The 13,290-nt window shown below is 73.0% G+C and carries 9 protein-coding genes; 6 read left to right on the forward strand and 3 right to left on the reverse strand.

The features are described 5' to 3' along the window. Nucleotides 1–107 precede the first annotated feature (107 nt). Nucleotides 108–662: a sigma-70 family RNA polymerase sigma factor gene (locus tag ABZ642_RS21420; protein ID WP_360486176.1), complete on the reverse strand. Its 555-nt coding sequence runs from the start codon at nt 660–662 to the stop codon at nt 108–110. 307 nt (nt 663–969) lie between these two features. Here ABZ642_RS21420 and ABZ642_RS21425 point away from each other — a divergent pair, with 307 nt between their 5' ends. Then, nucleotides 970–3,804 carry an AAA family ATPase gene (locus ABZ642_RS21425; protein ID WP_360486179.1) on the forward strand — a complete coding sequence of 945 codons (2,835 nt, stop codon included), beginning with the start codon at nt 970–972 and terminating at the stop codon, nt 3,802–3,804. 383 nt (nt 3,805–4,187) lie between these two features. Continuing rightward, nucleotides 4,188–5,417: a cytochrome P450 gene (locus ABZ642_RS21430; protein WP_360486182.1), complete on the forward strand. Its 1,230-nt coding sequence runs from the start codon at nt 4,188–4,190 to the stop codon at nt 5,415–5,417. Nucleotides 5,418–5,469: 52 nt separating this feature from the next. Here the strand turns inward: ABZ642_RS21430 and ABZ642_RS21435 are convergent, their stop codons facing one another. Further along, nucleotides 5,470–5,748, reverse strand: coding sequence for a cytochrome P450 (locus ABZ642_RS21435; protein WP_360486185.1), 279 nt, complete (start codon nt 5,746–5,748; stop codon nt 5,470–5,472). A 7-nt stretch (nt 5,749–5,755) separates the two neighbouring features. Next, a complete protein-coding gene (locus tag ABZ642_RS21440) occupies nt 5,756–6,742 on the reverse strand; it encodes a methyltransferase (RefSeq protein WP_360486188.1) in 987 nt (328 codons plus the stop codon). A 402-nt stretch (nt 6,743–7,144) separates the two neighbouring features. Here ABZ642_RS21440 and ABZ642_RS21445 point away from each other — a divergent pair, with 402 nt between their 5' ends. The 4 genes from ABZ642_RS21445 (at nt 7,145) to ABZ642_RS21460 (ending at nt 13,197) form a co-directional block, all read left to right on the forward strand. Continuing rightward, complete coding sequence (locus tag ABZ642_RS21445; RefSeq protein ID WP_360486191.1) at nt 7,145–8,479, forward strand: glycosyltransferase; 1,335 nt, start codon at nt 7,145–7,147, stop codon at nt 8,477–8,479. Nucleotides 8,480–8,821: 342 nt separating this feature from the next. Beyond that, nucleotides 8,822–10,000 carry an acyl-CoA dehydrogenase family protein gene (locus ABZ642_RS21450; protein ID WP_360486194.1) on the forward strand — a complete coding sequence of 393 codons (1,179 nt, stop codon included), beginning with the start codon at nt 8,822–8,824 and terminating at the stop codon, nt 9,998–10,000. Between the two features lie 9 nt (nt 10,001–10,009). Then, a complete protein-coding gene (locus tag ABZ642_RS21455) occupies nt 10,010–10,855 on the forward strand; it encodes an oxygenase MpaB family protein (protein WP_360486197.1) in 846 nt (281 codons plus the stop codon). 119 nt (nt 10,856–10,974) lie between these two features. Then, entirely contained in the window at nt 10,975–13,197 is a 2,223-nt protein-coding gene (locus tag ABZ642_RS21460) for a serine/threonine-protein kinase (RefSeq protein ID WP_360486200.1), read from the forward strand. Nucleotides 13,198–13,290: the final 93 nt, after the last annotated feature.

Genomic DNA, 13,290 nt, shown 5'->3' on the forward strand with positions numbered 1-13,290 from the left:
GACACCTGGACGCGGAGGCCCGTGTCGGTCCGGAGCGGGGAGTGGTGGGCCGGGATCCGGTACGGTCACGGCCCCGGCGTACCGGATCAGTACGCGGCGACGCCGGTTCATGCAGCCGGACGCAGGCCCGGGTGTCGCGGCGTCGGCGCCGAAAGACCGTGCCGGGCGCGAAGGGTCGCCCCGTTGCGGTCGCCGAGCGCCTCACGCAGGGCCCGCAGCGCGTTGTGGGTGCGCGACTTGACCGTGCCCTCCGGGACGTTGAGCACCTCGGCCGCGTGCCGCACCGGCTGGTGCAGGAAGTAGACCTGGGCCAGCACAGCACGGTGAGTGGCGGACAGCTCGGCGAGCGCGGTGCGCAGCACCTGGCGGTCGAGGACCTGCTCCAGCGGTTCCGCCGCCACCGGTATCGACTCCAGCGGATCGTCCTCCACCTCGGTGGGGCGCGAGGAGCGGGCCCGCAGCATGTCGATCGCGAGCCGTCGCGACACTGTCAGCAGCCAGGGCCGTACCGCGCGCGGGTCGTCGGGCAGGATGTCCAGATTGCGCCAGGCCCGGAGCATGGTCTCCTGGACGAGGTCTTCCGCCGTCTGCCGGTCGCCCTGGGTCCAGCCGAGCAGACTGCGCATCAGGGAACCCTTGTTGACGTCGTAGATCATCCGCATCCTCTGCTCCGGGGACCCCGGGGTGGGAGACGCCTGCGGTGCGGAAGTGTGTGCCTCGGGTGCCAGTGCCGTCGTCATGAGCTGCCCCATCTGTTGCCGACCGATGGAACGAGCCTGCGGCAGCGCGGATACGGAGACATCCGTGAGCCTCACTGAGATCCCGGGGGCTCCGGGGACCGCCGACTCAGTGAGCCGGGGGACCGCCGACTCGGTGAGCCGGGAGCGACCGTGTGGGTGAGGCCGCAGTTTCCCCAGACGTCATCTGAAACGGAGTGGGACCTCACAGAAAGGCTCTAGAGTCATGCGCATGCTCGGGCAACAACTGCACCCGGTGATCGGGCGGGAAGCGGAGCGGGCCACGTTGGATCGCTTGGTCTCCGATGTCGCCGCAGGCCGCGGCGGGAGCCTGCTGATCGAGGGTGAGCCGGGCATCGGCAAGTCGACGTTGCTTGCGCACGCCCTGGCCAAGGCCCGCGCGGCCGGTTGCGAGGTCTCGACCGGCCAGTGCGACGAGCTGGGCGGACGGCTGCCGCTCTCCGTGATGACCCGGCTTCTCGGGGTCGAGGCCGGCTCGCCCGATCCCCGTCGCGCGGAGGCCGCGCTCGCCCTGGAGCAGCCCCAGCAGGCGCCGGGCTGGACGATGCGCCTGCTCGCCGGGGACCCGGTGGTGGCGGCGACCGAGCAACTGCTCGTCCTGGTGGACCGGTTGTGTACGACCGGCCCGCTGGTGCTGGCGGTGGAGGACCTGCACTGGGCCGACGAGGCGAGCCTGCTGATGTGGCGCCGGCTGTGCCGGGCCTCGATCCAGCTGCCGCTGCTGGTCGTCGGCACCTGCCGCCCGGTGCCCGGGCGTACCGAACTGGAGCCGCTGCGGCGCGATCTGCGGTCCCGGGGCGGGCAGTTGATCTCCCTCGACCGGTTGCCCGAGGAGCGGGTCGCGGAGCTGACCGGCCTGCTCGCGCGCGGCGAACCCGGGCCGGTGCTCACCGAGCGGCTCCGCTCCGCGGCGGGCAACCCGCTCTACGTAAGGGAGTTGCTGGACGCCCTGGCACGGGTCGGTGCCCTGCGGTCCGCGGACGGCCGGGTGGAGCTGACGGCGGGCGGCCGGGACGTGGAGAAGCTCACCGAACTGCGGGACGTGATCGCGGACCGGCTGGCCGGGCTCTCCGCCGACACCCAGGAGGCGCTGCGCGCCGCGTCGCTGCTCGGGCCGGAGTTCTCGGTGCGGGACGTGGCGGCGGCGGTGGGCCGCGGCACGGGATCCCTGCTGGTCGTGGTGGAGGAGGCGCTCGGCGCCGCCGTCCTGGAGTCCGCGGGGTCCCGGCTGCGCTTCAGACACGGCCTGCTGAGGGAGGTGCTGTACGAGGCCATGCCGCCCGCCCTGCGGACCGTGTTCCTGCGGCGCGCGGCGCAGGAGCTGATGGCCTCCGGAGCCCCCGTCGAGCGGGTGGCCGAGCTGATCCTCCCGGTCCTGGAGACGGCCGAGGACCGGGAGTGGGAGTGGCTCGCGGACAACGCCGAGCGACTGGTCGTACGGGCCCCGATCGCCGCCGCGGAACTCCTCGAACACGCTGTCCGCCAGGCGGGCCCGGACGATCCGCGGCTGTTCGTGCTCACCGCGCAACTGGCCGCGCTCTACTTCCGCATGGGGCCCCTGGACCGTGCCGAGGAGCTGGCCCGGACCGTGCTGCGGCAGTCGTCCGACCCCGAGCTGCTCGGCCGGGTCAGATGGCTGCTCAGCACCATCGGGATGCGGACCGGCCGCTACGAGATCGTGATCGACAACTGGCGCGCGGCCACCGGCGACCCCCGGATCGGACCGGTCTGGCGGGCCCGGCTGCTGGCCCTGGTGGCGCTCGCCCGGCACGTACTCGGGCAGATCGGCCGGGCCCGGCTGGCGATGGCGGAGGCGCTGGACGAGGGCAGGAAACTGGGCGACCCGATGGCCGTCGGATACGCCCTGAACGCCGCCTCCGTCATCCGCAGCTGGCACGGTGACCAGGCCGGCGCCCTGGCCCTGAACGACGAGGCGCTGGCGGAGGTCGGCAACGACCCGGACCTCGTCGACCTGCGGCTCATCCTGCTCGGTCACCGGGCCACCGACCTGGACGGCGTCGACCGTCTCCAGGAGGCGGAGGAGACGCTCACCCAGGCCCGCACCCTCGCCGAACGGGTCGGCGCGACACGGCTGTCGATGACCCTCGTCCAAGGGGCCGAGCGATACTACGAGCACGGGCGCTGGGACGACGCGCTGGCGGTGCTGGACGAGGTCACCGACCTGCCGCCGCTGTGGCGGCTGGCCCGCCGGGGCCTGCAGGCGCTGATCAGCGCCCGCCGCGGGCAGTGGGAGAAGGCGGCCGGCGTCCTCGACGCCCCGGGTGGCGGCCGGACTCCGGGGCAGGGCCCCGTCGCCGCCGGTCATCTGCTGCTGGCCCGCGGCCTGGTCGCCGAACGGTCGGGCCGGCTCCCCGAGGCCCTCTCGGTACTCACGGAGCTGATGACCGACACCTACGCACACGACCTCGGCAACCACCCGGAGTGGCTGCCCGCCCTGGTCCGGCTGACGCTGGCCGCCGACGACCGGCAGACCGCGGCCGCGGCCACGCTCGCCGCCCGCCAGGCCGCCGACCGCCGGCCGCGGCCACGCACCCAGGCCGCCGCCGACTGGTGCTCCGGACTGCTCGACCAGGACCCGGCCCCGCTGCTCGCCGCCGTCGGCTACCACCGCATCGCCGACCGACAGCCGGATCTGGGCAACACCCTGGAGGATCTGGCCGTGGTCCAGGCCGGGGCCGGGGACCTCGACGCGGCCCGTGCCTCGTTCGGCGAGGCCCTCGCGGTCTTCGGCGAACTGGGCGCCGACTGGGACGCCCGCCGGGCCGCCGCCCGGCTGCGCCCCTGGGGCGTGCGCGCCGGGAGCCGGGCCGCGCACGTGCGCCCGTCCTTCGGCTGGGAGGCGCTGACCGCGACCGAGCGGCGGGTCGCCGATCTGGTCGCCGAGGGCCTGTCCAACCCCGACATCGCCACCCGGCTGCTGCTCTCGCGGCGCACCGTGGAGACCCATGTCTCGCACATCCTCACCAAGTTGCAGGTACGGTCCCGTCGTGAGGTCGGCCCCGCCGCTCCGCCCCCTGCGCCGTAGACCGTCGGGAAGAACCCGCGCCGCCGTTCCGGCCCCGAAGGACGTGCGGCGCCAACCTTCCCTGATGCGGACGCGGTTGACACAGCACAAAAGGTAGGAACCCGGCCCCACGGTCCGACAGGTCCCCGTTCGGGGATCTGTGCCTGTCCTCGTGGTGCGGCCGTACCGTGGCGATGCGCTCGAAACGCCGAAGGCGCTCACCGAACCCGGCCGTGTCACCTCGCGCGGACGCGGACTTCGCAGCCGGCGGGCAGTCCACGCCAAGCCCGCCCCGAACCGCCGGGCGTTGCCGGGCGGTTCGCGCTCCGCCGGCGCCGCGCTCGCTCTCGCCCGCACTCCCCATCGTGTGTCCACACCGCCGCCCACACCCCAGGAGGTACCGCGTGACCAGCCCCCACCCCGAGGCCGTGACACTCGACAGCGACGGCGGCAGACGCCTGTACGAGCAGGCCGACGAGCTCCGTGCCGCCGGCCCCGCCGTCCGCGTGCGCATGCCCGAGAACGTCGTCGCCTGGTCGGTCACCCGCGGCGACATCGCCAAGGAACTCCTCATCCACCCGCACGTCTCCAAGGACGCGCGCAAGTCCTGGCCCGGACATCGGCCAGGGGCCATACCGTGGCTGTATCCGTGGGTCGACGTGGTCAGTATGTTCACCTCCGACGGCGACGACCACACGCGGCTGCGGCAGCTGCTCGGCAAGGCGTTCACCCCCCGCAGGATCGAAGCGATGCGGCCCGCGATCGAGTCCGTCGTCACCGGCCTCCTGGACGCCCTGGCGGACCGGGGTGCCGACGAACGCGTAGACCTGCGTGCCGAGTTCGCGCACGGGGTGCCTACCCGGGTCATCTGTGAACTGTTCGGTATCCCCGCCGACCAGCGGCCCGGGATGATCCGCGTGATAGGCGCCGTGTTCGCCACCGACGTCACGCCCGAGCAGTCCGAGGCCGTGGCCAACGACCTCTACCGCGCGATGCAGACCCTCATCGAGGCCAAGCGCCGCGCCCCCGCCGACGACATGACCAGTGTGCTTCTGACCGCCCAGGAGGAAGACGGCGACCGGCTCAGCGAGACGGAGCTCATCTCCACCCTCATCGCGGTGATCGGCGGCGGCTTCGAGACCACCGTCGCACTGATCGGCGCCGCCGTGCGCGAACTCCTCACCCACCCCGACCAACTCGCCGTCGTCCTCGCCGATCCGGCCCGCTGGACCGACGTGATCGAGGAAACGCTGCGTCTGCACCCGCCGATCATGCACATGCCGCTGCGGTACGCCACCGAGGATATCGACCTCGGCGAGGGTGTCACCGTGCGGGCCGGCGACGCCATCCTCATAGCCTTCGGCGCCCACGGCCGCGACCCGGGCGTCCACGACGACCCCGCCGCCTTTCAGATCGACCGTGCCGACAAGCAGCACCTGGCCTTCGGCCACGGTATCCACTACTGCGTCGGCGCCCCGCTCGGCAGACTCGAAGCCGAGATCGCCCTGCCGGCCCTGTTCGACCGCTTCCCGCGGCTCACCCTCTCCATCGCCCCGGACGAACTGGAGCCCCAGCACTCCTTCATCGGCAACGACGTCGCCGGGCTGCCCGTGATCCTGGGCCCCGCCGCATAGCGGAAGCGCCACCCCCGGCCGGGCTCCCCAGGCCGGGGGTGGCGCCGCTCTGTCAGGCGACCCGCACCTCCAACGTGCCGAAGCCGCGCAACGCGTTCTTCAGAGCCGGCTCGGCCTCGATCAGCTCGAACCGCTCCACCCGCGGAATCAGCGCCTCGAACAGCGCGCTCGTCTCCAGCCGGGCCAGGTTCATGCCCACGCAGGCGTGCTCCCCGCGCCCGAACGCGAGATGGTCCGACGGCCTGCGCCGGATGTCGAACCGGTCCGGATCGGGGTACTTGCGCTCGTCCCGGTTGGCCGAGCCGTGCAGCAGCGGGTCGAGACTGTCCATCGGAGGGTCAGACCGCCTTCGCCTCGGCGATGCGCATGGTGCCGGAGGTCTCGGTCATGCCGGTGAAGCGGAAGCCGGCGCCGTCGAAGAGCGCGGACAGCTCGCTCTCCGTGCGTTCCCGGCCAGGGGTGAGGGCGAGCATGATGACGTCCATCGTGACCGCCGCCGGGGTCGGGTGCACGTCGGGCAGCACGTTCTCGATGACGAGCAGGGTGGCTCCCGGCGCGGCGGACTTCCGGACCGTGGCGAGGATCCGCGCCACCTGCTCGTCGCCCCAGTTGTGCAGGACGTGCATCAGGATGAAGGCGTCGGCGGCGGGCACCGTGTCGAAGAAGTCGCCGGGCCGCAGCGCCAGGCGCGGGTGGTCGGGGAAGGTCAGGGCCTCGATGACGCTCGGCTGGTCGAACAGGACGCCCTCGGCGCCGGGCACGGCGTCCAGGACGGCGCGCAGCAGGTGCCCGCGGCCGCCGCCGATGTCGGCGATCACCCCGAACGGCGTGAAGTCGTAGGCGCCGACGACCGCCGGCACGTCGGCGGCCGCCTTGGAGGTCATGGCCCGGTTGAAGATCTCGGCCTGGTCGGGGTGCTCGGTGAGGTAGGCCCAGATCCCGCCGGGCTGGAGTTTGTCGAGGGCGGGCTCCCCGGTCAGCACGGTGTGCTGGAGCAGCGTGAGGCTGTCCAGATGCATCGGCAGACCCGTCAGCCGGATCAGCGGACGTGCGCTCATCGGGTGGTCGTCGCGCAGGACGCGGGAGGCGACGGTGTGCGCGAAGCCGCCGTCCCGCTCCTCGAAGACGTCGAAGGAGGCGAGCAGGCGCAGGATCCGGGTGAGCGTGCCGGGGTCGGCGCCGCAGGCCGCCGCGAGCTTGCCGACGGGCACGGGTTCGTCGTCGATCCGGTCGGCGACCCCGATCTCGCAGACGACCTGGAGACAGCGCGCCGGGTAGGCGCCGTAGGCGAGCGCGTGGACGGTTTCGACAGGTTGCTGTGTCATGACGGGCGGGGGCTCCATCTCGTGGGTGTGACACGCCGCGTCGACCCGGGTGCGGGCTCGGCGGCCCGGCGGAGCGGCGGGGACGCCGCGGCCGGCCACGTCCGGGTCGCGTGGGACAGAAAGGTAGGAGCACGGCCGTGCCGGCCGACAGGTCTTCGTTCGGGGATCTGTCGGTGTCCCCGTGGTGCGGTCGTACGGTGTCGACCGGCATCACCCCAGGGCCGCGGCACGCTTCCGGGCCCGGGTCCCGGACCGAGAGGCGGCCGATGAGCTCGCACCGCAACGGGTTCGTCCGCGGCACGGCGACGACCGTGCCCGCCGGAGAACCACCCCTGCGCGAAACGGAGTTGTCCGACACCGTAGGCGGCCTGCGGCTCCCGCTGTCCGGGCGGGGGCCGGCCCGTGCCTGACGACGTCCGGGTCCTCTTCGTCCCCGGCGCCGCCGCCTGGGGGCCGTACAACGCGCTGCGGGCGATGGCCGAGGTGGTCCGCGACCGCGGCCAGCGACCCGTGTTCGCGATGGACGGCAGCTTCCGTGGGGTCGCCGCCGCGCACGGCTTCGACGAGGAGATGTACGACGCCTCGCCCCCGCCCGCCGACCCGGCCGAGGCCGGACCGGAGATGTGGGCCGCCTGGGTGCGCGAGAACGCCGTGCACTTCCGCGGCACCACCCTGGAACAGCTCAGCACCGTGATCCGGCCGCAGTGGGCCGAGCTGGCACGGGCCGCCGAGTACGCCCACCCCCGGCTGCGCGCGATCATCGACGAGGTGCGCCCCGACCTGATCGTGGTGGACGACGTCGGCGCGGACCCGTCGGTCGCCGCCTCCGGCATACCCTGGGTGCGGTCGATCTCGGCGAACCCGCTGGAGCTGACCGACCCCGAACTGCCGCCCGCCTTCTCCGGCTACCCGCTGCACGACCGCTCCGGCTGGGACGCCTTCCGCGCCCAGTACGCGGCCCTGCACACCGGCCTGCACGCCGAGTTCGACGCCTACTGCACGGCCCAGGGCGCCCCGCCGCTGGAACCGCTGCGGTTCTCCTACGACTCGCCCTGGCTCAACCTCTACACCTACCCGAGCGCACTGGACTACCCGCGCCCGGCTCAGTTCGCGCAGCGCTGGCACCGGCTCGACACCGTGGTCCGTACCGGCGAGCGCAGGTTCCGGGTGGCCGACCACCTGCCCGGCACCGGACCCGTCATCTACCTGTCCCTGGGCTCCCTGGGGTCCCTGGACACCCGGCTCCTCCAGCACGTGGTGGACGTCGTGGCCCGTACCGGACACCGCACCGTCGTCTCCATGGGCCCCTGCCACCACGAGGTGACGCTCGGCCCGAACATGTACGGCGAGCCGTTCCTGCCGCAGCCCAGCGTGCTGCCCGACTGCGATCTCCTCATCACCCACGGCGGCAGCAACACCCTGGGCGAAGGCGTCGCCGCGGGCCTGCCGATGATCGTCCTCCCGCTGTTCCGGGACCAGTACGACAACGCGCAACGCGTCGCCGATCTCGGGTTCGGGGTCCGGACGGACACCTACGGCTTCGACCCCGACGTCCTGGTGGACACCGTCGAGGACCTGCTCGCCGACGACGACCGCCGGCAGCGCCTCGCGGAGGTCGGCGAGAACATCCGCCGCGCACCGGGCCGCGAGACCGGCGGCACACTGATCGCCGACCTCGCCGCCTCGCTGACCGCCGCCCCGGCCCGTGGCGTGGCGATCCCGCGGACCGGCACCTGAGGAAACCACACCGCCATGTCCCTCGAACCGGTCAGCGGAGTGGTCGCGGACCGGTTCGGCGCCCAGTACGTCATCGCCGCGTCCTGTCTGCTCACCGCGGCCTGCGAAGGCGCCCCTGCCACCATCGGCATCCGCCCGGACCAGTCGCCGCGGTATTCCTGGCCGTCTGCGTGTCGCTCCTCGCCCTGGCACCGAAGGAGGTCCGCACGGACGTGGGCTGGGCCGGGGGCCACGGCTGACCGGAACGGACCGGGTCGCGCACCCGCGTCGCCATTCCCAATTTCTGGAACACGTTCTACGGTGTGCGCCGTCAGGACCGCCCGTGGGGACCCTGGAGGCGCCGTGCACCTCGACCACACGCCCGAGCAGCAGCGGCTGCGCACCGAACTGCGCGCCTACTTCGCCGGCCTGGTGCCGGACAACGCCTACGCCCGCTACGCCGACCCGGCCGCGCAGAAACGCTTCTACCGGGAGACGATCCGCCGGCTGGGCACGGACGGCTGGCTCGGCGTCGGCTGGCCGAAGGAGTACGGCGGCCGTGGCCTGACCGCGATGGAACAGTTCATCTTCTTCGACGAGGCCGCCCAGGCGGGCGTACCGCTCCCGCTGATGGCGCTGAACACCGTCGGCCCGACGATCATGCGCTACGGCACGGAGGAACAGAAGGCGTACTTCCTGCCCCGTATCCTCTCCGGCGAGATCGACTTCGCCATCGGCTACAGCGAGCCGGACGCCGGCACCGACCTGGCCGCGCTGAAGACCCGGGCCGTACGAGACGGCGACGAGTACGTGGTCGACGGTCAGAAGATCTGGACCACCAACGGCGACACCGCCGACTGGGTCTGGCTGGCCACCCGTACCGACCCCGAGGCCCCGCCGCACAAGGGCATCACCATGCTCCTGGTGCCGACCTCCGACCCCGGCTACTCCTGCACCGTGATCAACACCCTCGCCTCGCACGACACCACCGCCAGCTACTACGAGAACATCCGGGTCCCCGTCTCCCGCCGGGTCGGCGAGGAGAACCAGGGCTGGCGGCTGATCACCAACCAGCTCAACCACGAGCGGGTCACCCTCGCCGCCCACGGCACCATGGCGATCCGCGCCCTGCACGACGTCCAGCGCTGGGCCATGGAGACCAAACTCGCCGACGGCCGCCGCGTCGTCGACCTGCCCTGGGTGCGCCGCAACCTCGCCCGTACCCACACCCGCCTCGACGCCATGAAGCTGCTGAACTGGCAGATGGTGACCGCCGTCCAGGAGGGCACCCTCACCCCGCAGGACGCCTCAGCCGTCAAGGTCTACGGCTCCGAGGCCCGCCGCGACGCCTACGCCTGGCTGATGGAGATCGCCGCTGCGGCGGGCCCGCTGAAGGAGGGTTCGGCCGGCGCGGTCCTCCACGGCGACCTGGAACGCGGCTACCGCTCGGCGGTCATCTTCACCTTCGGCGGCGGCAACAACGAGATCCAGCGCGAGATCATCTCGTGGATCGGACTGGGGATGCCACGGGTCCGGCGTTAGTCTGCGGTCATGGGCGGCGACCCCGGGCTGTTCACCCCGGACTCCGTGACCTGGCAGGCGCACGGCGACCCGATGATGTGGGTCGCCGGTATCCGCGCGCTCTACCTCCAGGCCCTGCACCCGCGCGCGGTGCGCGGCGTGATGGAGAACTCCGACTTTCGCCGGGACGCCTGGGGGAGGCTGATGCGGACCGCGAACTTCGTCGGCACGACGACCTACGGCACCACGGAGGCCGCCGAGCGGGCCGGGGCCCGGGTCCGGAAGATCCACAGCATGCTGGGCGCGACCGACCCGGGCACCGGCGAGCGGTACGGCGTGGACGACCCCGAACTGCTGCTGTGGGTGCACTGCGCCGAGATCGACTCGTATCTGCACGTCCTGCGCCGCTCCGGTTTCCCCCTCACCGACGCCCAGGCCGACCGCTACCTCGCCGAGCACCGGGTCAGCGCCCGCCTGGTGGGCCTCGACCCCGCCGCCGTTCCGGCCGACCGGGCGGACATGGCCGCCTACTTCCGGAAGGTACGGCCGCTGCTCGCCGCCGGAGCCGACGCGCGCGCGGTGGACGACTTCTTGCTCCGCCCCCCGACGCACCCGCTCCTGATACCGGCGCGCGAGGTGCTGTGGCGGCGCGTGGCCCACCTGGCGTACGCCTCTCTGCCGCCGTACGCCCACGAGTTGTACGGCAGACCGGCCCCCGAACCCGCCGTCGTGACCCGTCGACTGCGCGCCACCGGCACCCTGCTGCGCAGTGTTCCCGCACGTCTGCGCTGGCAACTCCCGCCCAAACACATCCTGCGCGCCATGGCGAGGCTCGGCCCCGACGCGCGCCCGGCACCGTACAAAGTCGGGCATTAGACCGCCATACTGGACGACCGGGGGAGTGTGTCACGGAACGGGCCGGTTCGGCGCGGCCGCACCTTGACCGCGACCCCCTGGGAGGGCGGGGCTGCAGCGACGGGGGGCGACGGCGCGCGATGGCTGACACCAGGCTGGTCCAGGGGCGGTACCGGCTGCTCGACCTCATCGGACGGGGCGGGATGGGCGAGGTGTGGCGGGCCCGCGACGAATCCCTCGGCCGCCAGGTCGCCGTCAAGTGCCTCAAACCGCTGGGCCCGCACCACGACCAGGCCTTCACCCGCGTCCTGCGCGAACGGTTCCGCCGTGAGGCGAGAGTGGCCGCCGCCCTCTCCCACCGCGGGGTGACCGTCGTCCACGACTTCGGCGAGCACGACGGCATCCTCTACCTCGTGATGGAGCTGCTGGACGGCCGCAACCTCAGCCAGCTCATGGAGGACAACAAGCACCATCCGCTGCCCGTCGGTGACGTCGTCGACATCGCCGAGCAGGTCGCCGCCGCCCTCGCCTACACCCACCAACAGGGCATCGTGCACCGGGACCTGAAACCCGCCAACATCATGCGGCTCACCGACGGCACGGTGAAGCTCTGCGACTTCGGCATCGCCCGCCTCGGCCACGACATCGGCCTCACCTCCCGGCTGACCGGCACCGGCATCGCCATGGGCACCCCGCACTACATGTCACCGGAGCAGATCGGCGGCACCGAGGTCGACCAGCGCAGCGACCTGTACTCCCTGGGCTGCGTGCTGTACGAGATCGCCACCGGGGCGCCGCCGTTCGACCTGGCCGACGCCTGGGCGATCCTCATCGGCCACCGTGACACCCCACCCGCTCCGCCCCGCGACCACCGCGCCGAACTGCCGGGCTGGCTGGAGAAGGTCGTCCTGGACCTGCTGGCCAAACGGCCCGAACAACGGCCCTACGACGCCAAGGAGGTGGGCCGCCGGATCACCTCCGGGCGTACGACACCCACGTACATCCCCACCGTCGTCACCCCGCGGCCCCAACTCAAGGCCCCGGAGCCGGCGTTCCGCGAGGCCCGGCTGCCGTCCTGGACCCGCTCCATGACCACCGGCCACAAGGCGATCGGCACCGGTCTGCGCACCACCCCGCCCGACCCCGCGGCCGGGCTCACCGGGGAGTGGACGCCGCGGCCGGGCGCCGGCCCCGCCGAACCCCTTCCCGCGGCCCCGGAGGCCGTCGCCGCCCTGGCCGGGCGGCACAACGCCGGGCTCAGCCTCGGCCGGCTCGGGCGCTGGGCCGAGGCCGGCGAGGTACACCGCGCGGTCGCCGCCGAGCGCGCCCGCCTCCTCGGCCCCGACCACCCGGACACCCTCGCCAGCCGCTACGAGATCGCCTTCACCCTGAGCCGCACCGGGCGCGCCGCCGACGCCCTGCGCGAGTACACCGAGGTCGCCCGCGCCCGGGAGCGCCTGCTCGGCCCGGACCACCCCGACACCCTCGCCGCCCGCCAGGAAACGGCCTACGTCCTGGGCCAGTTGGGCCGCCACTTCGAAGCCCACCAGGCGTACACGGCCGTACTCGCCGCCCGGCAGCGGCTGATGGGCCCGGACCATCCCGACACCCTGCGCTGCCGCCACAACCTCGCCTTCAACCTCAGCAGGCTGGGCCGGCTGGAGGACTCGTACCGTATGGCCCACGACGTGGCCGTCGCCCGCGCGCGCGTCCTCGGCCCACAGCACCCCGACACCCTGGTCACCCGCTACGAAGTCGCCTACGCGCTGGGTCAGCTGGGGCGCTGGGAAGAGGCCCTGCGGACCTACCGCGAGGTCGCCGAGGATCGCGCCCGGGCCCTCGGCCCCGACCACCCCGACACCCTCGCCGCCCGCTACGAGGTCGGCATCAGCCTGGGCCGCCTCGGCCGCAGCGCCGACGCGCTCACCCTCTACCGCGCCCTGATCGACGATCGCACCCGCGTCCAGGGCCCCGCCCACCCCGAGACCCTGCGCGCCCGCCACGGCCTCGGCGTCAACCTGGGCCGCCTCGCCCGCTGGGAGGAGGCCCTCGCGGAGTCCCGGGACGTATGTGCCATTCGCGAACGTGTCCTCGGCTGCGACCACCCCGACACCCTGGTCAGCCGCCGTGAGGTCGCGGTCGGCCTGGGCTGGCTGGGCCGCTGGGCGGACGCACTGACCGAGTATCGGCGCGTCGCCGGCGCACGGGAGCGCGTCCTCGGTCCGGACCACCCGGACACCCTGGCCAGCCGGAACGACGAGGCGCACTGTCTGGAGCAATTGGGCAGAGGTGCCGAGGCGGTCGAGCTCTACCGACGCGTGGCGGTACTGCGCCAACAGCAGGCATCGGGCGGACGTCTGTAGAACGGGCGCGCCTGTCAGGGGCGCGGGGGTGTATCCGTGTGCGGCTCCGCCGCGTGGGCGCGACCGGCCGTACACAACCGGCACTGTCCGAAC

The organism is Streptomyces sp. NPDC007157, from assembly GCF_040634235.1.
GTDB lineage: Bacteria > Actinomycetota > Actinomycetes > Streptomycetales > Streptomycetaceae > Streptomyces.

What these genes read in the sequence shown, in the direction of transcription:
- ABZ642_RS21455 (WP_360486197.1), top strand. Translation starts at nt 10,010, where the DNA reads ATGGGCGGCGACCCCGGGCTGTTCACCCCGGACTCCGTGACCTGGCAG.
- ABZ642_RS21460 (WP_360486200.1), top strand. Translation starts at nt 10,975, where the DNA reads ATGGCTGACACCAGGCTGGTCCAGGGGCGGTACCGGCTGCTCGACCTC.
- ABZ642_RS21420 (WP_360486176.1), bottom strand. Translation starts at nt 662, where the DNA reads ATGCGGATGATCTACGACGTCAACAAGGGTTCCCTGATGCGCAGTCTG.
- ABZ642_RS21425 (WP_360486179.1), top strand. Translation starts at nt 970, where the DNA reads ATGCTCGGGCAACAACTGCACCCGGTGATCGGGCGGGAAGCGGAGCGG.
- ABZ642_RS21435 (WP_360486185.1), bottom strand. Translation starts at nt 5,748, where the DNA reads ATGGACAGTCTCGACCCGCTGCTGCACGGCTCGGCCAACCGGGACGAG.
- ABZ642_RS21440 (WP_360486188.1), bottom strand. Translation starts at nt 6,742, where the DNA reads ATGACACAGCAACCTGTCGAAACCGTCCACGCGCTCGCCTACGGCGCC.